The 21,889-nt window shown below is 41.9% G+C and carries 15 protein-coding genes; 12 read left to right on the top strand and 3 right to left on the bottom strand.

The window, feature by feature from the left end; genetic code table 11:
* The first annotated feature begins 235 nt into the window (after positions 1-235).
* Both G586_RS0117680 and G586_RS0117675 read left to right on the top strand, forming a co-directional pair.
* Entirely contained in the window at positions 236-1,588 is a 1,353-nt protein-coding gene (locus G586_RS0117680; protein ID WP_026528773.1) for a serpin family protein, read from the top strand.
* Between the two features lie 95 nt (positions 1,589-1,683).
* On the top strand, positions 1,684-4,245 hold the full coding sequence (locus G586_RS0117675; RefSeq protein ID WP_026528772.1) for an InlB B-repeat-containing protein: 2,562 nt from the start codon (positions 1,684-1,686) through the stop codon (positions 4,243-4,245).
* A gap of 74 nt (positions 4,246-4,319) precedes the next feature.
* On the opposite strand, the gene G586_RS0117670 is transcribed toward G586_RS0117675, so the two are convergent.
* On the bottom strand, positions 4,320-4,670 hold the full coding sequence (locus G586_RS0117670) for a hypothetical protein (protein WP_026493785.1): 351 nt from the start codon (positions 4,668-4,670) through the stop codon (positions 4,320-4,322).
* Between the two features lie 43 nt (positions 4,671-4,713).
* Positions 4,714-8,463, bottom strand: a complete 3,750-nt coding sequence (locus tag G586_RS25230) for a chemotaxis protein CheB (protein ID WP_051204889.1) — start codon at positions 8,461-8,463, stop codon at positions 4,714-4,716.
* 119 nt (positions 8,464-8,582) lie between these two features.
* On the opposite strand from G586_RS25230, the gene G586_RS0117660 reads away from it, so the two are divergent.
* A complete protein-coding gene (locus G586_RS0117660) occupies positions 8,583-9,767 on the top strand; it encodes a response regulator (RefSeq protein ID WP_026528771.1) in 1,185 nt (394 codons plus the stop codon).
* A 187-nt stretch (positions 9,768-9,954) separates the two neighbouring features.
* Here the strand turns inward: G586_RS0117660 and G586_RS0117655 are convergent, their stop codons facing one another.
* Entirely contained in the window at positions 9,955-11,496 is a 1,542-nt protein-coding gene (locus G586_RS0117655; protein ID WP_026528770.1) for a DUF5597 domain-containing protein, read from the bottom strand.
* 156 nt (positions 11,497-11,652) lie between these two features.
* Between G586_RS0117655 and G586_RS0117650 the strand changes: the two genes are divergently transcribed.
* The 9 genes from G586_RS0117650 (at position 11,653) to G586_RS23685 (ending at position 21,685) form a co-directional block, all read left to right on the top strand.
* Complete coding sequence (locus tag G586_RS0117650; protein WP_026528769.1) at positions 11,653-12,480, top strand: helix-turn-helix domain-containing protein; 828 nt, start codon at positions 11,653-11,655, stop codon at positions 12,478-12,480.
* 359 nt (positions 12,481-12,839) lie between these two features.
* Positions 12,840-13,796, top strand: a complete 957-nt coding sequence (fmt, locus tag G586_RS0117645; RefSeq protein WP_026528768.1) for a methionyl-tRNA formyltransferase — start codon at positions 12,840-12,842, stop codon at positions 13,794-13,796.
* A gap of 37 nt (positions 13,797-13,833) precedes the next feature.
* A complete protein-coding gene (locus G586_RS0117640; RefSeq protein WP_026528767.1) occupies positions 13,834-14,556 on the top strand; it encodes a zinc metallopeptidase in 723 nt (240 codons plus the stop codon).
* A gap of 1 nt (position 14,557) precedes the next feature.
* Positions 14,558-15,943 carry a 16S rRNA (cytosine(967)-C(5))-methyltransferase RsmB gene (gene rsmB, locus G586_RS0117635; protein ID WP_026528766.1) on the top strand — a complete coding sequence of 462 codons (1,386 nt, stop codon included), beginning with the start codon at positions 14,558-14,560 and terminating at the stop codon, positions 15,941-15,943.
* Positions 15,944-16,103: 160 nt separating this feature from the next.
* Positions 16,104-17,150 carry a 23S rRNA (adenine(2503)-C(2))-methyltransferase RlmN gene (gene rlmN, locus G586_RS0117630; protein ID WP_026528765.1) on the top strand — a complete coding sequence of 349 codons (1,047 nt, stop codon included), beginning with the start codon at positions 16,104-16,106 and terminating at the stop codon, positions 17,148-17,150.
* A gap of 2 nt (positions 17,151-17,152) precedes the next feature.
* Complete coding sequence (locus G586_RS0117625; RefSeq protein WP_334291277.1) at positions 17,153-18,634, top strand: DUF1846 domain-containing protein; 1,482 nt, start codon at positions 17,153-17,155, stop codon at positions 18,632-18,634.
* A gap of 150 nt (positions 18,635-18,784) precedes the next feature.
* Positions 18,785-19,240, top strand: a complete 456-nt coding sequence (locus G586_RS0117620) for a hypothetical protein (RefSeq protein ID WP_026528763.1) — start codon at positions 18,785-18,787, stop codon at positions 19,238-19,240.
* 318 nt (positions 19,241-19,558) lie between these two features.
* Positions 19,559-20,071, top strand: a complete 513-nt coding sequence (locus G586_RS0117615) for a CarD family transcriptional regulator (RefSeq protein WP_026528762.1) — start codon at positions 19,559-19,561, stop codon at positions 20,069-20,071.
* 132 nt (positions 20,072-20,203) lie between these two features.
* Positions 20,204-21,685: an MFS transporter gene (locus tag G586_RS23685; RefSeq protein WP_051204888.1), complete on the top strand. Its 1,482-nt coding sequence runs from the start codon at positions 20,204-20,206 to the stop codon at positions 21,683-21,685.
* Positions 21,686-21,889 lie beyond the last annotated feature (204 nt).

Here is a 21,889-nt window from a genome sequence, read left to right as displayed (position 1 = left end):
CATGAAAACTGTTCTCGCTTGATAGTGTGAAAGTTACTTGCAAATTATTAAAGAGACTTCCGTATCAGATTACTAAGTTCAGTTTGAGAAATAATTCTCAAAGCCCCTTTTTCTTTTTTTCCTGAAGATTTATATCTAACTCAAATTTTTTTCATATCATTGCAACATTTTCATCTTCCCATCTGTATATATAGCAGAGGCAAACAAAAGTGCCTATAAAAGGAAGGTGAATATTATGAAAAAGAGAGCAGATTTTTCTACGGTAAATAATGGATTAAGGAATACATCAGTAAAGTTTACAGCGGCAGCCATGGCCACAGTAATACTGGCTACTTCGACTCTTACAGGCTGTGCGGGACTTGGAATTACTGGAACTGCACATGCGGGAAAAAACGCAGGCATTGCGAAGGCCCAGAGCACGCTTGAAAAGGAATATGAGGGAGCAGCGGTGAATATTGCTGCAACAAGCGATTTTGATAAGACACTTGCAGAGTTTTTAGAGAAGTCAGGCTACGCAGATCAGAATTACATGATATCTCCTACTTCCTTCAGATCAGCGCTGGCTCTGGCAGTGGCCGGGGCAGATAATGAGACGAAGGAAGAACTGATCCATGCTATGGGCTTTGAAAGCATGGATGAAATGAACGCATGGTATTATTCCGTGACAAAAATCATAAATGATTTTGATGAGAGTTTTGATGAGCAGAAGAAGGAGTTTGAAGAGCATAAGGATTGGTACGATGATGATGCCAAGGCACCGGAAGGATCGCTTATTCTGCTTAACTCAATTTGGAACAACACCGATATGGGCGGGAAGTTTGGAAAAGAATATATTAATTATGTAGAGAATTATTATGGTGCTGAGGCAAACGATGTAAAAGCCGGCGAGATTACAAATAAGATTAATAACTGGGTCAATGAAGGAACAAATGGCCTTATTCCGCAGATTGCCGACAACCTTTCGAGCGTAAATGCAGCACTTATCAATACTCTTTATTTGAAGAGCTCATGGGAGATCAGCTTCAGTAAAGCTGCCAATACCATAGATACCTTCAAAACTTCAGATGGAAGTGAAGTTGCCAGGGAATTCATGAATAATCAGGATTCTTATAAATATTATGAGGATAAAAACGGAAAGCTTGTCGTACTTCCTATGAACGGCGGTGTTGATGCGGTATTTGTACTTGGAGATATTGCTGATGTTCACGATGCCTTGGCAAAAGCTTCAAGCGAGGAGGTCAGAATTCAGCTTCCCAAGTTTGAAGTAGAAAGTGACTTTAATAGCAATGAATTTCTATATTATCTGATGGACAGAGGCGCAGAGAGACCTTTTGATGAGCGTGCGGATTTTTCAATAATGAGTCCTGATAAGAATCTGTTCATATCAGATATTATTCAGAAGACAAAGATTAAGGTGGATGAGGATGGCCTTGAGGCAGCAGCCGCTACAGCCGTTCTGATGCTGGAATCCTGCATGGAGATAACAGAAGAGCCAAAAGAATTTATCGCAAATGAGCCCTTCAGATTCTACATCTGCGGCGGTGAAAATGATGATGAAATTCTGTTCTGCGGACAAATAGTGAAATAAAGGTTGACCTCAATCATAAAACAAGATATACTTGCAGAAGTGTGTTTAGATTATGATTCTGCATTTGGCAGTTTTATCAGAGGGTCGCGTTTTAAATGAAAACTAAGCAGGAGGATCCGATAAACAGAGCTGTTAGCGCTATAGTTTTATCAAAGGATATAAATGATAAGAATATTGCTTATAAAAAAGAAGAGCACAGAGGTGCAGGAAGCCTTAAAAGTGCTCTTTTTCTGCTGCTGTTTTTCACTCTTAATTTATCATACACTATTTCTTCTAATGCAGCATCAGATAGTTTGACATTATCAGAGACAGGAGAGGCTAAGCTTTTCGGTGAAAGTGCGATGCTTCCTACCGGAGATATAGATAAAGCAGATGATACCGAAGACCGGGTGACGATAAAGGTTGTATCTGAGGAAGCATTCAATAATCTCTCAGGAAGCTCGATGACTCCAAGAGTAAGGAATGCAATCCGCACAAGCGATTACTACTACACCCAGTTAAATGATTCAGATAAATTGTATTACAAGGCATATCTTGAAGCTGCAAGAGCCAATAAGGGTGCTGTTGCGGATCTTAATGAAGAAAATGCTTCCACATATGGGACACTGGTTTATTCCGGTAGTACCATCATTGATTATCCTGATTGGCACTCTCTTGGTGCTGCAATGGAATTCGATCATCCGGAAGAACTTGAGAGTATACTTTATAGGGCAAAGCTTTTTATTTTTGCTTCCGTAATCAGCGGAGAAATAAAATACAATTATTATCTCTATTTTTCACCCGGATCAGATTATACAGGTGATCAGGTTGCAGTGATGGAAGAGGAGCTTATAAACGCCTGCAATAGTTTTTATAATGGACTGGACCTTTCAGGCGATGATTTTTCAAAAGAACTCGCGATTCATGATGCCATTATAGAGGCAATGGATTACAACTATTGTGTTCTGAGTAATAACCTGATTTATGATTTGGCGCATACTGCATATGGCGCATTTGTTAGCAAAAATCCTGTCTGTGATGGATATTCCAAAGCATTCAAGATGCTCCTTGATAAGGCGGGAATTGAGTCTCATATCGTTGCGGGACTTGGTAATGGCGGAGGCCATGCCTGGAATATTGTGAAAATCGGGAACGCTTTTTATGAGGTTGATGTCACCTGGGATGATCAGAAGGATGTAAGTGGCTATCCATATAATTATCTGTTAAAACACGATTACTTCAACCGTACAACGGAGGATTTTAAAAACCATTCTTCGGAGATACCCGGATATTCCGGAAAATCTTCCCATGAAAGAGATGAAAAGTTCCTTGGATATCTCGAGCCTGACATCGCCTATGGAACTGAAAAGACATTTAAGAATGAAAAGCAGATCTATAAGCTTACATTTGATGGTGTAGCCAGTGATGTTTCACTTAGTCTTCCATATGGAGAGATTTACACCTACGAAGGCAGGATAGTGGAATTGCCTGCATATGTAAAAAGAAGCGGCTACACATTTGACGGTTGGTATGATTCAAGAACCGGTGGTAACGCTATTACAAAGGATACTGTTTTTGGTAAAGCAACCACAGTCTATGCGAGGTGGACAGAAGAGGAATATAAAATTGTCTTTAATGCGGCCGGAGGAAGCTTTGCCGGAGGAAAATCGGTACTTGAAACTGACACCACCTACGGAGAAGTGATTCAGCTGTCTGATGTTGAGGTACCATCCAGAGAGGGATACGAATTCGTAGGATGGAGTAAGACTGAGGATTCAGATGATGTTCTAATCGAGTACAAATCACTTCAGGATGCAGTTTTTTATGCAGTCTGGACAAAAAAAGAAGTTCAGAATAATGAGCGTGAAATAGGCATGGACGCTCGGAATTTAGATACTAACAGAATCTTTGAGGACGGTTTTGATGATGAAATAAATATCTCCGAAAACAGTTTTGCCAGAGAGATAACAGGCGGTGACATTTTTGATGAACTACAGACCTCAGGTGATAAGTCTTTAGATGAGACTCAGGGCTCCGGTAGTGAGACTGCAGAAAATACGAAGAGCTTAGAGGATACAGAATCCGGTGAAGCTCAGAACATAGAGGATACAGAATCCGATGAATCTCAGAACATAGAGGGTACAGAATCCGGCGATGTTGTACAGCCACAGACCACAATCCAGACAGTGCCTGCTGAGATAGTACCCGATAATGAAAGCTCTGATAGCAATAAACTGGTTACAGCATTAGTTAATGTTTCAGATAGTGGAAAAGCATATGTGGTTTCACCATCAGGAACAGCTTCTGTAGGAAAAACGGCTAATAAGAGCATAACAACAGTATCTATCGGGAAATCCGTTACTTACAACGGAGTGTCCTATAATGTAACGGAGATTGCCAAGAATGCTTATAAGAACTGTAAGAAGCTGAGCTCTCTTACCATCGGGGCCAATGTTGAGTCCATAGGAGCTAAGGCCTTCAGTGGTTGTAAGAACCTTAAGAAGGTAACAATAAACGGTAACAACCTTAAGTCAGTAGGAAAAGGCTCATTTAAAGGCATTAAGAGCGGAGCAAAGATTATCATTATATGTAAGGACAAGAAGACTTACAATAAGCTGGTAAAGAAGCTTAAAAAAGCCGGAGCCCAGAAGGCTAACTTCAAATTCAAAAAGGGTTGATTTGGATTACCAAAAAAATACTAAAGCGCTGGATTAGCAAAATCCGGCGCTTTTATTTAATAGGAAATTCTATTTTATTGTAGGGTTTCGATTAGTGAATCTCTTATCTTGTTTGCCAGTTCATAATTTTTCTCAAGTGTAGGGCGGATTTCCTCGTTTCGCAAATCGTCTGTGAGTTCGCACATAACCGCAAATAGAGGATTGAGCGATAGATCTGCGCAGGAACCTTTAATTCTGTGAGAGATTACAAAGGCATCTCGGTACTGCTCTTTTTCAATCATGGTGCACAGATCGCGCCAATCGTTGTTGGATAAAAAAGCATCTATAAGTCCCAGATAAAAGTCCTCATCACCGAGCATTCGTTTGATTGCAGCTGCGGTATCTGCCCCCCATGCACTAAGTGCAGCTATTTTTTTGTTATCCATACAATGTTTTTGCTCCTGTTTTTTTAGTATGATAAGTAGCCTATCAGCTTTCGTCAAGCTGCTTCTGGATTGCCTTTGCGAGACTTGAGAACAGATTGTTCTGATCAATAGGCTTTTCCAAAACCTGATCCATTCCTGAGCAAATGCATCTGTTCTCGACATCATTGGCCATGTCTGCTGTAAGTGCAAAAATCGGAATAACAGCGGCATCGGGTTTCTCCATGGCACGTATTTCCTTTGCGGCTTCAAGACCTGATTTGACAGGCATCATAAGATCCATGAAAATTGCCTGATAGTGGTAAGGGTCGCGGTTTTTAAACATGTCGATTGCTTCCTGACCGTCTCGTGCTACCTCAGCGTGAATTCCCTTTGTCTTTAACAGTTTTATGATTACTTCTGCATTTATGGTATTGTCCTCTGCAAGAAGCACGGTTTTGCCGTAGAGAATATGATCCTCATATTTTTCTGACTGATGAGTATGTAGGGATATCTGCTCATCTGTTGCCAGAGGATAAGTGAGAACAACCTTGAATTCTGTTCCGGCACCTACGTGGCTTGTGCAGGATATTGTTCCACCCATGAGCTCTACAAGGTTTTTGCATATGTAAAGACCAAGTCCTGTACCTTCCTGGTATTGGGCGTCTGAATCACGATTCTGCTCAAATGGCAGGAACATCTTTTTCTGGAACTCATCGCTTATGCCTATGCCGGTATCCCTGATGGTATAGGTGTGTATAGAGGAAGAATCGGTGTATGTTACATCAGTGGTGAAGATTACTCTGCCTCCTTTTGGTGTATATTTGATACTGTTGGAAAGGAGGTTGAGAATGGACCTCTCAACATGCTTGGAGTCCATGAGGACATATTTGTCCTTGGATCCGTTTATCTTACATTCAAAGTCGAGCCCGGCCTTTCTTGTTTGTTCTTCAGTTATGGAAGAAATTGAGTTGATTATATTTTCTTCACGAACAGCAGAGCTTATGGAAACAACTTTTCCTGAGTCAATTTTGCTTGTCTCAAGTATTTCCTCGATTAGTGACAACAGATATTTACTGGAAGTCATAATCTTATCAAGGTTATCCTTGAGAGTAGGAGATATGGAATCCTCCTGAAGAGATAGCTGAGTGAGTCCGAAAATAGCGGTAAGAGGAGTTCTCATATCGTGGGACATCTGTGAAAGGAAGGTCTCCTTTTCACGGCTGGAGCGAACTGCTGCACGAAGTGCCTTGCCCATTTCATCTATCTGCTCCTGATCTTCAATCTGCTTAGTAGTGTCAACGAAGGTGAGAACCAAACCTTTGAGATTGCGTCTCTTATCGGCAGGAGAAACTACGGATTCATCGGCTCCATTGATATCGTGGTAGGGAGCTATTCGAATCAGGTAGGTTTTTCCTGCAACAGAGGCACATCTTTGTTCAAGAGGTTCCACTGTATCAAGGACTTCTCTGCATTTTGCCATGAGGTCTATTGTTGCAAAATTAAAGCTGATATAGCGAAGGGATCTTCCTACATCCTGATCTGCAATGCTGAATTCTGAGGAAATATACTCTGTATATTTTCTGATATTAAGATCCTTGTCCACCATCAGGATTCCAATCAGGGTGGAGGCCAGGAAGTTGGCAATATCATTGTTGGCAACAGCCAGCTCCGTAACTTTGGACTGATACTCGGAATTGACAGTGTATAGCTCCTCGTTTACAGACTGAAGTTCCTCGTTACTTGACTGCAATTCCTCATTGGCAGTAAGCAGTTCTTCGTTTGCAGCCTGGAGTTCTGCGTTGGTAGACTCCAGCTCTGTAACGGTCTGACGCAGGGAATTTTTGGTTACCTTCAGCTCCTGTTCCAGGTCTGAAATTCGCTTGGATGCAGCAAGGTCAATCTTATATTCCTGCATATCAATTTTCAGATCCTCACGACCGCGCAGGAAGGATACCGCTGTGAAATCTGTTTTTTGACCATGGTTGTCATTTATAGGATGAGCAACTATTGAAACAAACTCAGATTTTCCGTCAATATCCACAGGAATATTGGAGTAAGCCTTGCGTTCATTGGAAAGCCTTGCTTCCTTGAGAGCTGTAGATAGCGCAATTTTCATATCTGCTCTAATGAGTTGGAAAATATCAAGGGTTACCTGACCGGCAGGGATAGTTATGAGTCTGGAACAATTTCCATAGCTTCTTACCAGTTCATTCTTTTCATTTACAAGAACTGTAGCAGGCATAAGTGCCTCGAGTACAGAGGTGTCGAGCTCATGAGCCTTGTAATTGATGGAATCATCATCATCCATTCCGTTTACGTTTATTGGCTCGATGGGTGCGTCTATGTTGCTCATGGAATAAGCAAACTGCTCGTGAGTGGGAGCATTGCCTTCCGCATAGTGTATGAATATTTTTTCATCGGCACTGACAACCCTGAACACATCTGAGTAGTCTATGACTGACTCGGAACGACCAAGGAACAGATATCCTCTGTCGGAGAGTGCCATGTGGAAGATGGCAAAAAGATTCCTCTGCAGAACAGCCTGGAAATATATCAGGACATTTCTGCAGCAGATAAGATCCAGTTTACCAAAGGGCGGATCCTGGAATACATTGTGTTGCGCGAAGATGATCATTTTTCGTATGTCGTGATGAATGACATACTTGTTACCCTTTCTTGTGAAATATTTGGAAAGTCTTGCAACCGACACATCTTCTATTATGTTGTTGCCATAAACACCACGAACAGCAGTGCCTATGGAATCGGGATCAAGGTCTGTGGCAAAGATTTTTACGCCCCTGTGGACAGAGAGTTCCTCCATAGCCTCTTCAAATAAAATGGCGATGGAATAAGCTTCTTCACCGGTTGAACAGCCGGCAACCCATATTCTGAGCTCGTCGTCAGGACGTGAATTTGTGATTAGTTTTTTTAATACAGTTTCCTTGAGTACTTCAAAATAATCTGGATCCCTGAAAAATGAGGTAACGCCGATAAGGACTTCCTTTGCAAGCAGCTTAGCCTCTTCGGGATTGTTGTTCATGTAGTTGACGTACTCCCGGAGGTTTCTGTTGTGGGTAACCACCAGTCTTCGTTCAATTCTTCTGAGGATTGTAGTCTGCTTATAGTAAGAGTAATTTATATTGGTGACATTTTTCAGTATTGTAAAAATCTTGGATAAAAGATCATCATCGGTAGAGCCAAGCTGTGCCTCAGCGTCAACAACAGACTTAGCAATGTGTGCAAGCTCTCTGGCAATGGAATCGGGTTTTAACATCAGATCCACAAAGCCTGTACTTATGGCGTTTCTGGGCATTCCGTCGAATTTGGCAGACTCGGGGCTCTGAACGATGATCATACCGTTCTGCTCCTTGATTGCTCTGATTCCGTTTGTACCGTCGGAACCTGTTCCTGAGAGGATTACAGCAACGGAGCGATTTTCATAGGCGTTTGCAAGCGAACGGAAGAAGATGTCGATAGGATGACTTATCTCCTGAGAATTCTGTTCCTTGAGGTTTAAGACGTTGTTGTGTATTTCAACGTTGTACTTAGGCGGAATCATGTAGATGTGATTTCGCTCCACAAGCATTCCGTCCTCGATTTCTGTTATGGGCATGGAATTATATTTGCCCAGAATATCAACAAGCATGCTCTTGTGATTGGGAGCAAGATGCTGGATTATGACAAATGCCATACCTGTGTTAGAGGGAAGGAAGGTTAAAAATTGCTGAAGCGCTTCCAATCCTCCTGCGGAAGCTCCTATTCCTACTACGCAATGTGGCAGAATATTTACGGACATATCCTGGGGATTATACATATGAATCGCCTTTCTGAGATTTGCATTAAATCAAGATTAGTATTTTTTTGTAGTATTCTTGTATGAATATATGATATCATTATCTCAAGATTTCTGAAAATTTTCTAGAGGGGAATGTAATGAACGACAATAAAAAAGAGCTTATTGATAGGCTTATCGAGACGAAGCATAAGCTTTATTATAGTAATGCTTTTCTTGAACAGATGAGCCGGGATGTCAGGGGCCCTCTGTACTCTATTATTGAATTTTCCAAGATAGCAAAGGACACGGGTAATGATGAAGTGGCTGTAAATCATTACCTTGATCAGATAAATAGGGCAGGTCATTTGATGAATGAGTCAATAGATGATGTTATGGCTGTTCGTCAGATTGCGATGAAACAGGTTAGCCTTCATCCGGAGCTTATTGACCTGGATGAGTTTCTGGAGTCACTTAGGAGTGAAGCTTCTTACTTCCTCATTCCTATGGGGATAATGCTTAATATTGAAAAGAAAGGATTGGACAACTGTTATATCGGCGCAGATTATTCGATTCTTTTTCAGGTGCTTCGCAAAATGATCAGAGTTATTGCTGAGTCTATGCCGAATCTGAGCACTATTTATTTTATAGCGGAAAATAAAGGAGCTACAAATAATGAAATTGAATTAAGTTTTAAAGTGGCAGGAGAAGAGGCATTTCTTCAAAGCAGTCAGCTTCAATCACTTAAGGATGATTATGATGCGCTGGAATATGATATGTACTCGATGCTTGACACCATGGATACAAAGGCAATCATTATCAGATTCTATGCACATGAGATGGGGGCAGATGCTATAGATGTTGTATCTCAACCGGAAAACGGAGTGCAATTGCAGGTCACTTTTAAATTCCCTATAGTTTTAGGGGAAGAGTATATGTCCAGGATAAATCGGAATTATGATTTTTCACAGAAGAGGATTCTGGTAGCAGATGATGATGAGATTAATCTTGAGATTGTAGATAAGCTTCTTAGGGAGAAAGGCGCTGAGGTTATTACGGTTCGCGATGGCAGAGAAGCACTTCTCACATACAGAACGGAGCATGGTAAATTTGATCTGATTTTACTTGATATTGTAATGCCGGATATAGACGGACTGTCTGTTGCAAGGCAGATAAGGGAAAACACTACAATTCCTTCCTCCAGAAAGGTTCCGATCATAGCCATGACTGTGAACGCTTTTCATGAAAACTATGAGCAGAGCCTTAAGGCGGGGATGAATTCGCATCTGGTGAAGCCCATTGATTCCGGAAGATTGTATAACACAGTTGCAGAATATATTGGATGAACGCAGCACTAGTGTAGATGTGAGCGATGAACGTGTGTTACCATAGGTGGTAGATAATTAAAAGCAGAGCTTTTGTGCTTTTTTGAAGCGATGTATTTTCGGGCAAATCCGTGAATTCAATATCTTTCATCTGACCTTCGGTAACATTGAATATCCATGAGATGAAATCCCTTTCATCAGGATAGACTTAATATTTATACAGTTCGGCAACGTATGCCTTGGGCATATCACCGAATTTCAATGTCATCTTTTCATCTCCATTGAGAATGCGTCCGGGTTTCCACTTTCTGTTAATGAATTCACCTTCTTCAAGTTTTATATAATCTGCCTTTTTATTCTCACCCGGCTTAGCTCTGAACTTAAGGGAGCACTCTGTCCCGACAAGTATGAACTTATTCGGAGAAAGCTCGAATATGGATACATTTCCAAGAGGATGAGCTGCCATTCTGGGAGAATATGCGATTTCCACATCATAGCTTTCAAAACCTGTAAATGCGCCAAAGTCATTTTCGCCATGCCTTACAAAGGATTTAAGATGCTCTGTTCCTCTGTATTTAAGATATATTGGCTCCAGGTTTTTAATAAGTCCGTAAGCAGCACTGAGTTTATCCTTACTTCCGGTGATATCAAAGGCAGACGGATCAATATTCAGTGCTATCATCACTTCCATTGGCGGCTTGTCCACGGCAGATGGATCAAGCGACAGCTCCTCTATTCCAAATGGTGAAAAGCAAATTGCATTTTTGCCAAAGAAGGAATACAGGCAATATGATGAAGCCACAGCATCCTTGCGAATTTCCGGAATAAACAGCGGATTCTCATCATATGTATATTCATCAATTACATCAGCACAATATGGCACATAAATATCAGGTGCCAGTGCAAAAAGGCTTTTTGCCACTTCCTTCCATATCTTATGAACCTCTCTTACAGGGCCACCTGTGGGGTATGAGCCTCTATACCAGGGGTATTGCTTCAGCCAGGCATTTACATAACATGGAAGATCATATTCCTTTTTACCTGCACTTGCGATTTCCTCCACAGCTTTTGCATAGTAATAAGCCATGAAATATTCTTCTGCATCATCACCAAAAGCTTCTTTCCAGCTTCCCTTAGCATCGTAGATATTTCCGACAACCTTTGGAATTTCACTGTCAAATGCTTCACCTGCAATCTTGCAATAATCCCTTTCGCTGCCGAGTACTCCTATCTCATTTTCAACCTGCATAACGATGACGGTGGACTCTTTTTCATCATATTCTTTGATATGCTTCATGATATTTGAAAAAGCACTCTTATCCTTTTCAACAGCCTCCCGGCAAAGGGGTGAAATGATATTAAGCTTTTCTCCGTTTACCTTTTCTACATGAAAATACGTTTCCTGATCCTGCTTCATCCAGCCCGGAACATACATGGATTCACTGTTTTTCCAAAGTCCAAACCACAGAAAAATCAGCTTCATATCTTCCTTTCGCGCTTTATCGATTATACTGTCAATAAGTGTGAAATCATATTTGTCTTCTTCTTCCTCAATTTGTTCCCAGTAAATTGGCACTATTACTGAGTTCATATTGAGTCCGCGTAGTTTTTCCCAGACTTCTTTTTCCATGAAATCCAAGTTAGATGCGCTGGAGTTATGAATTTCACCGCTTCTGCAAAAGAACGGTTTATCGTTTACAAAAAGTGTGTATATTCCTTTTTCATCTTTCTTTACAATAGGTGTGCTCATTTTGGTTTCCTTCCTTTAAAAAGTCATATTTCGTCTGCTGTTACAGCTTTCTCGCCGTTTGTCTTTAGGAATATTCTATTATTGACCGATCATTTGTCTCAATATTAAAATAGTGTTATATATGTAAATATTTTAATGTGATCTATTGAGGTAGTTATGATTGAGACATTTGAAATCACCCCTGGCGAGAGAAAAAAGCTTCCGCTTATACTTAGAATAATCGGTATAAATCACCACCAGGAGCCTATAAACAGACCCGGAGGACTTGCTGTTTATCAATGGTTTTACTGCTCAGAGGGAATCGGAGAACTAATAATAAATGATGAAAAAAGGATAATAGAGGAAGATACCGGATTTTTTATAAATGCCAATGAGGGCCACAGTTATAAAGGAATCTCTGATAATTTCACTCTTCACTTTCTTGGATTTGAAGGGCCAATCTGCAGCGTCCTATTACAGACACTCGGACTTGTAACATCGGGAACCTATCATCTGCGCTCTCCTGAGGATTTTTGTAAAAAACTGGAAAGTCTATATCGGATGACAAAGCGTGATATACCTGACAAAAAGTATATGTTTTCAGAGATTCTTTACAGCATTTTGGTTCAGCTATCCCTAAATATTTCCATGATAAATGATTTCACAAGGGTTGTTGATTCTCCTCTTGTTAAGGAAATAATGCTGGAGTTGGAAAATCACTATCGGGAGAATATCTCCATCACTGATATCAGTGAAAAGCTTGGGAAAACACCCGAATATATCTGTACAGTTTTCAAACAGTATATGAATTCAACGATTATTGCGGAACTTACTAAAATCCGAATAATCCACGCACAACATTTACTTATTGATAATCCTGAGAAAAAGGCTTCAGAAATCGGAGTACTGTGCGGTTTCCAAAGCCCCAGCTATTTTGGGATGGTATTTAAGAAAATGATGGGAATGACTCCCAATGAATTCAGAATGAGTAAATTAAGTTATTAGGTAATTGCGAAACTCATTATAGTAAACGGCAAACGTCCGGTTAAACATATATTAAGGAGGTGCAGCAGAGATTTCAGAGCTCAAAATAGAAGCCCTTCCCTGTGGATACCGTTTGCACGGTGAATCTGCAAAAGCGCCTGAGTATGGTCGTTATGAGAAATTCGTGACTACTTCAAGACTTACCTGGTGAAATGGTAGAAAAGCCAAAGTTTAATGCTCAATGTACAAAAGAATCCTGAAATGGTAAACTATAACTAACTATGTCAGGGTTCTTTTTTGTGTTTCAGGGAACCTTTTTTAATGACAAATTTCAATAAAATGTTTTTGAGTTGCGATCATAAAATGCTAAAGGAGTTTAGATGAAAATAGTTTATATGGGTACGCCGGATTTTTCTGTTCCGGCGCTTGAAAAGATGATTGAAGCAGGTCATGAGATTCTGGCAGTTGTGACTCAGCCTGATAAGCCAAAGGGGAGAAGCAAGGAACTTGTTTTTTCACCGGTTAAGGAATGTGCTTTAAAGCATGGACTTAAGGTTATGCAGCCTCAGAAGATAAGGGAGGCAAGTGCTGTTGAAGAGTTAAAAGGGCTCGGAGCAGATATTTTTGTAGTAGCTGCGTTTGGCCAGATACTTTCACAGGAAGTACTGGATATCCCGAAGTATGGATGCGTCAACATTCATGCATCGCTTCTTCCAAAGTACAGAGGAGCAGCGCCTATTCAGGAGTCAATTTTAAATGGTGACAAGGAGACAGGTATCACCATTATGCAGATGAATATCGGCATGGACACAGGCGATATTCTCGTAACAAAAACACTGCCGATCGAGGATGATGACACCGCAGGAACTCTCTTCGATAAGCTCATGTATCTTGGCGCGGACCTAATCGTAGAGGCTCTTCCCAAGATTGAAAAGGGTGAACTTACACCTATCCCGCAGAATGAAGCAGAGGCTACAAAGTGCGGCAAGATCAGTAAGGAAATGGGCAATATAAACTGGAAAGACTCCGCTGAAAAGATTTCATACCTTGTAAGAGGCATGAATCCCTGGCCCAGCGCCTTTACCAGACTGGGCGGCAAAATGCTCAAAATCTGGACAGTAAAAGTACTTGATGAGCAGGAAGCTTCATCAGTTAATCCTGATGGCACATCCCATGAGCCGGGAACCGTTATAGCTGCCCTCAAAGATAATATTATCGTCAGCACCGGTGACGGCCTCCTTGAAATAACTGAACTTCAGCTTGAAGGGAAAAAACGCATGATGGTCAGCGACTTCCTTCGCGGCTACACCATCAATCCCGGTGACATCCTGGGATAATAGTATTTTTTGACCAAAATTATGGAGGATATGAAAAATGTATAGATATGGGTATGGATATGGAAGAGGATACGCGTTTGATGCGACGTATATCTTGGTTCTTATTGGTGCACTTCTTTGCATAATTGCCAGTGCAATGGTGAAGTCCACCTATAAGAAATATGCAAAAGTAAGAAGCATGAGTGGCATGACAGGAGCACAGGTTGCAACTGAAATCCTAAGAAGAAACGGAATTAACGATGTCAGCGTTGTTCATGTTCCCGGGGAGCTTTCAGATCATTATGATCCAAGGCACCACTCGGTAAACCTCTCTGACAGCACCTTTAATTCGTCAAGCGTTGCCGCAGTTGCCGTAGCGGCTCACGAGTGCGGACATGTAATGCAGCACTACAAGGGATATATTCCGATCAAGATCAGATCAGCCCTCGTTCCTGCTGCAAATATCGGATCCAAGATTGGACTCCCGATAGTTATACTCGGAATCATTATTGGAATGACACCACTTGCAAAAATTGGAATTATTGTGTTTTCATTGGCGGTAGCATTTCAGCTTGTTACACTTCCTGTGGAGTTCGATGCTTCTCACAGAGCACTTGTGATGCTCGGAGATTATGGATTCCTTGCGGATGACGAAGTGAATCAATCAAGAAAAGTACTTAATGCAGCTGCACTTACCTATGTTGCAGCGGCTGCTTCATCTATCTTACAGCTGCTTCGTTTGCTTATGATCGTTAATAACGGAGACAGAAATCGGAGGTAAAATGGCAGGGAAAACTAATGAAAGACGCATAGCCCTGGATATTCTTAACGAAATGGGGAAAAGTGACTCCTATCAAAAGTCGGCTATCAAACTTGCGCTCTCAAAATATGATTTTCTTGACACAAAACAAAAGGCTTTCATCAAGTATCTGGCTGAAGGAACCATTGAGAGACAAATCACGCTTGATTACATTATTGGGAAGTATTCCAAAACACCCATTAATAAAATGTCTAAGCTTATTTTGTATATTCTTAGAATGGGCACTTTTCAGATTCTGTACATGGATTCGGTTCCGGATTCCGCTGCGGTTAATGAATCTGTTAAGCTTGCAGGGAGCCTCCGCTTTATAGGCTTAAAGGGCTTTGTGAATGCAGTTTTGCGAAATATCTCAAGAAACAAGGATGAAATTGAGTGGCCGCCTATTGATGGATCGGCTGAGTCGAAAATAAGGCATCTTTCCATTAAATATTCTGAGCCCGAATGGCTTGTTGATATGTTTATTAAGCAATTCGGATTTAAAAAGTCAGCTGAGATTTTTAATTTTTTCCTGATGCCAAGACCTGTTACAGTTAGGTTTTCAAGCAGCTTTTCAGCGGATCAGCTCCGCGATATTCTGGCAAAAATGAAGCAGGCAAATAACGGAAACATTGTCATGAAACCAAGCCCGCTTTTGCAATATGCTATGGATCTTTACCATACGGATAATATAGCTTATCTTCCGGGATTTCAGGAAGGCGCATTCATGGTTCAGGATATCAGTTCAATGCTTGTGACGGAGGTGGCCGGGATCAAAAAGGGCAATACAGTCGTTGATGTCTGTGCTGCACCGGGAGGTAAGAGCCTCCATGCAGCTGATGTCCTTAAAAATTCAGGAAAAGTCATCGCAAGGGATTTATCTGAAAATAAGTGCCTTTTGATACGTGAAAACGTTAACCGAATGCAGCTAAGTAACGTTAAGGTTGAGACTCATGATGCTGAAAGGCATGATGCTTCACTGGAAAACATGGCAGATGTTCTGTATTGCGATTTGCCCTGCTCCGGACTTGGAGTAATCGGAAGAAAGCCTGACATAAAGATGAATACGGATTTAAGCTCGATACAGAGTCTTCAGGCCAAGCAGAGAAGTATTCTAAACAATGTATGGAATTATGTTAAACCCGGCGGTATACTTATCTACAGTACATGCACGCTGACGCAGGAAGAGAATCAGGACAATTTTAATTGGATCCTTGAAAATCTTCCCTTTGAAGCAGTACCCTTTGATGACAGGTTGCCTGAACCTATGAAGGCGTTAACCACAGCTGCTCTTGGCTACGTGCAGATTATACCCGGCGAATACGGAACAGACGGCTTCTTTATATCGAAGTTCCGTCGCAAAGATGCTTGAATTACCAATTCTCATAAAACAAAGATGTTTGAATTACCAATTCTCATAAAACAAAGATGTTTGAATTACTAATTCTCATAAAATGTAGATAATTATTCCTGCCTTCTCCCTCTGGGAGAAGGTGGCACGTAGTGCCGGATGAGGGAAATATAGGAACAACATGACAGATATAAAATCATTAACCAAAGACGAATTAACAAGCTTAATCAAGGACATGGGGGAGCCCGGCTTTCGAGCCGGGCAAATCTATGACTGGATGCACAAAAAGCAGGCCGGAAGCTTTGAAGAGATGACCAATCTTTCGAAGGGCCTAAGGGAGAAGCTTACCGCCGAATGCGAATTTGTCTGCCTGAAAATCGTAAGAGTGCAGGAGTCTAAGATTGACGGAACAAGGAAATATCTTTTTGAGCTTTCCGATGGCAATCTGATAGAAAGCGTGTTTATGAAATACCGCTTCGGAAACAGCGTCTGTGTCTCTTCACAGGTTGGATGCCGCATGGGATGCAGGTTCTGCGCATCTACTATAGACGGAGTGGAGAGGAATCTTGCTCCTTCCGAGATACTGGATCAGATCTATGCCATAATGCGCGACACCGGAGAGAAGGTTTCCAGAGTCGTTGTAATGGGAAGCGGCGAACCCCTTGACAACTATGATAATATATTGAAGTTTGTAAGACTTTTAACAGATGAAAACGGTCTCAATATGGGACAGCGTAATCTCACGATTTCAACCTGCGGAATTGTGCCCAATATGAGAAAACTGGCTGATGAGGAGCTTTCGATAAATCTTGCGATTTCGCTTCATGCATCTAATCAGCAAAAGAGGCAGGAGCTCATGCCGATTGCAAACCAGTATTCCATAGATGAGCTTTTGGACGCCTGCAGATATTACTTTGACAAAACCGGTAGACAGCTTACCTTTGAATATTCACTTGTGGGTGGCGTCAATGATACCGATGAAGACGCAGATGAACTGGCAGGTATACTTAAAGACCTGAACTGCGTTGTGAATCTGATTCCGGTGAATCCCATAAAAGAGAGAGACTACGTAGAAAGCACCGCTGAACGTGTCCAGGCATTTAAGAGAATGCTGGAAAAGAGGCGCATAAATGCCACGGTCAGACGTGAGATGGGCAGAGATATAGACGGAGCTTGTGGCCAGCTTCGAAGAAGACATATAGAGAACAATCAGGAGGAAAACAAATAATGATGAAACAGGCTTTTGACAATGACAAGTATCTGCAGATGCAGTCAGAAAGGATCCGCGAGAGAATCGGTAAGTTTGGTGGAAAACTGTACATGGAATTCGGTGGAAAGCTCTTTGATGATTACCACGCTTCAAGAGTTCTACCGGGCTTTCAGCCGGATTCAAAAATCCGCATGCTCACTCAGCTCAAAGAGGATGTTGAGATTGTAATTGTCATCAACTCAAACGACATTGAGAAGAATAAGGTGAGAGGCGATCTTGGTATCACCTATGACATGGATGTTCTTCGTCTGATAGATGCTTTCCATGGTTATGGACTCTATGTCGGCTCAGTTGTGCTTACAAGATATGACGGCACAGAGCAGGTTGTCGCTTATCAGAAAAAGCTTGAATCATTGGGACTTAAGGTGTACAGACATTACACAATTCCCGGTTATCCTTCAAATATTCCGCTTATCATCAGTGAGGAGGGATATGGTAAAAACGAATACATTGAGACCAAGCACTCTCTTGTAGTTGTAACTGCACCCGGCCCCGGAAGCGGAAAAATGGCTGTTTGTCTCTCACAGCTTTACCATGAACACAGACATGGAGTTAAGGCAGGATATGCTAAATTCGAGACCTTCCCTATCTGGAACATCCCGCTTCAGCATCCTGTAAACCTCGCCTACGAGGCAGCAACTGTAGATCTTGCTGATATGAACATGATCGATCCTTATCATCTCGAGGCTTATGGAGAGACCACTGTTAATTACAACAGAGATGTTGCTGTTTTCCCTGTTCTCAACACAATGTTCAAGGAAATCTATGGCGACTCACCCTATAAGTCACCTACTGATATGGGCGTTAACATGGCAGGTAACTGCATCATCGATGATGAGGCGGCTCAGGCAGCAGGAAAACAGGAGATAATCAGACGTTATTACAAAGAGCTCTGTGAAAAGAGAAAGGGCGACAGCTCTCAGGATAGAATTGACACACTTGAGATTATTATGCAGAAAGCCGGTTGCAGTATTCAGGACAGACCTGTTGTAGCAGCAGCTAATTTAAAGGCTGAACTTACAGGTACTCCCGCAGCAGCAATCGAGCTGCCTGACGGTCAGGTTGTAACCGGAAAGACCAGTGCGCTCATGGGTGCAACAAGTGCCATGATGCTCAATGCCCTCAAGGTAATGGCAGGTGTTCCTGATGATGTTGACCTCATCGCTCCTACAATAATTGAGCCTATCCAGAACCTTAAGACGCAGCAGCTCGGCGGACACAACCCTCACCTCCATGTAGGTGAAATCCTTATTGCGCTCACAATTTGTGCCGCAACAGATGAGCAGGCAAAGAGAGCTCTCGAACAGGTCGACAAACTCAGAGGTGCAGAGGTACACTCAACCGTTATCCTTTCACCTGTGGATGAATCCACCTTCCACAAACTCGGAGTCAACCTCACCTGCGAACCCAAATACCAGACTAAGAAGCTCTTCCACGGCTAATTACTGTGATGACGAGGATTTAATCATTATCTAACGTTTAATCAGCACAATTTTAGCGTTTTTTTATTGATTTATAAGAATTGTTTATAAGACAGCGTGCTATAATTACACTATGGAAGTTGTATCGGCGAGTGCAGGAGGCCTAAGAGTATGAATCAAAGCTTATACGATGCGGTTTTTTGTGTGGACGTTGGTGGACAGAAAGTAGATCCTTTCGCAGCTGCGACCATAGATTTTGGAAAAGTTGTCGGCGACATGAAGCTTGGCGGATACGAAATATCGTCACTTACCGTGGCAGAGTTCATCGTTCTCCATCAGCTTGACGACATGAGAAAATTCAAAAACCAGATTATTCAGGAAGCTCATGATGTGGAGAACCGCGATGATGTATGCAGAGAGAAGTACGGGCTGTCCTTTAAGGACATAGATGCACTTGATCCGACCACCGACTTCGAATTTGACCTTAAGAGCGGACAGGTTATTCTTTTCCTTGCGCATGATGCGCAATATAAAGAGGATGCCTACATGAAGCTCTATGGGCAGACACTACAGAAGTTTTGCCAGGATACAGGCTTTATGTACACGAAGCTGGGCGAAGCACTTTAATTGGTTTCAAGAGTAATAAATTCCTCCTTTCCTTTCTTAATATAGTTGTTGTAGCAAAGACGGCCTGACGAGAGTATACCTCCGTCGGGTCTTCTTTTTTGTCTGCGACAAAAAACGCCCGCTTTGGATGCGCAGCTCGCAGAAATTGCGCGAAAAAGAAGGACCATATATCTTGTTATATATAGATTCTATAACTGAGTATATTTCTTAAGGTTTTCTTAAAAAACGGGCCAATATATTACATTTTTCGTAAGAAATTGCTATGATTGTTCTAGTGTCGCCCTTGTTTTTTGTTTTGCGTTTTAGGAGGAATAAAATATGCTGAGTAGAGGAGATTGCGTCGTTTATGGTAACCATGGACTTTGTGAAGTAAAAGACATTCTTGTCCCGTCCTTTCTCGAGAGAGGTAATGAAACTCTGTACTACAGCATGGTATCCAGCATAGATTCCAAGGGGGTTCTCTATGTTCCGGTTGACGGAGCAGAGGAGAAAATGCGTGACGCTATTGATGCTGACGAGGCTGAGGAGCTTATCGATGAGATCGATGAGCTTGAGGTTTATGATATTCCTCAGGGGAAGAAGGCTGAGGCCGTTATCGTTGAAGTTATCAAGAGAAATAAGGCTCCGGAGATGATGTGTCTTGTTAAGTCTCTTCGCAAGATTAAGGCTACAAGAGCTGCAGAAGGTAAGAAGTTCGCATCAATGGATGAGAAATACCTCGGAATCGCTGAGAAGCTTCTTTATTCTGAGATAGCTTACTCAATGGAGTCCAAGCTTGATATTGTAAAAGAGCGCGTAATCAGTGAGCTTTCACAGCTTACACTTGCATAAGGTATAAAGCCGGTTAAATAAATAAGATTTTATTAAGGGATGCCTGCGATGAGGCGTCCCTTTTTCATTGAACGAAACCCGGAGGGAGTCTATACTAAATGTAGGGTAAAAAACTTTAAGGGGTATAAAACAATGGAATATTATGGAAGAAAACCGAACTATAACTTTCTTCACAGAATGATGTTCGGAATGGCTGAGTTTTACAATGGGGGAGCTTTTGTCATTATTAACACATTTTTTGCTGTGTTCATGACAAAGGCGCTTGGAATGCCCACCGCACTTGCGGGAACGATTCCTCTTGTGGGAAAGGTGTGGGATGCCGTGACGGATCCCATGATGGGAAATATTGCGGACAGGACCACATCAAAGTTTGGACCGAAGAGATTTTACATTCTGATTGGTGGCTTTGTGTCAGCGCTGACCTTCCTTATTTTGTGGCTGACAATTCCCACAAAGTCAGTGGTAGTTCTTTATATCTTTTATCTGATTATGTACTGTCTGTTTTCGACAGGCTTTACTATTCTTATGGTGCCGTACAATGGGCTTTTGCCTGACATGATGGACGATTACACCATGCGTGCCAGATTTTCAAATGTGAGGATGATATGGTCAACCCTGGGATCAATGGTGTGCGGCCTGGTGCCGACCTTCATCATCACAGATAATCTGAATACGGCATTGTATCTTAAATGTGCGGTGATCTTCAGTATTCTGTTTTTCATCACATCCATGGTAACCTTCCTTGGAACCTGGGAGAAGAAAAAGGAACCTGTAAAAACAACGCTTGCAGAGAGCTTTCCTCAGTCTGTAAGTGTGTTAAAGAGCAGATCCTTCAGGCTTTTCCTGGGACTGTATTTGTTTGGGCAGTGCGGCATGGATTTCGTGTCCGGTATGGCTGTGTACTATGTTGATGATGTGCTTAACGGCTATTCAAACGGATATTTCACATATCTGATGGCAGTGCTTTTGATTTCACAGTTGACAGGTATGCTGATCTGGGGCCCTGTGATGAGCCACACATCCAAGAGAACCACGATTCTTATCGGTGCTCCTGTAAGACTTTTAGGAACACTTGGACTTCTCGCTTTTTCATACGAAGGAGCAAATATCGTTCCTATCCTGGCAATGACAGCGCTTATTGGTATAGGAAATGCGGCAACTCTCACCAGCATATTTGCGATAATGGCGGATATGGCTGAGGTTGATGAGCTCATTACCTCTGTCAGAAGGCCCGGAATCGTATCCGGCATGGCAACCTTTGTGAGAAAGATATCATCAGGTGTATCAGCGGCAGTAATAGGATTCCTGTTATCTGCTGTAGGCTATGATGAAGTGCTTGCAAACCAGGGCGCAAGACAGAGCGTTGCGACGCAGCACGGAATTTCGATGATCTATATCATGGTTCCTGCAATTCTTATTACACTTCTTTTTGTCGTTGCTGTGATATTCCCGCTTACCGGAAAAGAATTCGCCATCGTTCAGAAGGAAATTGCCAGAAGAAAGGGCGAGGTTACATCGGTAATAACAGAGGAAGAAAAGAAGATATGCGAAAAGGTGACCGGATTTAAATATGAAAATCTCTGGAATCCGGAGCACGCCAGCAGATTTTCGTAATAATGCTATTGAGTAAACTGACACAAAATAGGTGGCAATTAAGAAAACTATGAGTAGTACACTTTAAAGCTTCCCTCAGATGGAGGGGAGATGGCACGTGAAGAATAGAAATTAAAGCCTTCCTCCTTTGGGGGAAGGTGGCACGTGAAGAATAGAAATTAAAGCCTTCCTCCTTTGGGGGAAGGTGGCACGTGAAGAATAGAA

It is taken from the genome of Butyrivibrio sp. VCD2006, from assembly GCF_000423925.1.
Taxonomy (GTDB): Bacteria; Bacillota; Clostridia; order Lachnospirales; family Lachnospiraceae; genus Butyrivibrio.
The sequence above is the reverse complement of the archived record's forward strand: the minus strand, read 5'-3'. Positions and strand labels throughout refer to the sequence as shown.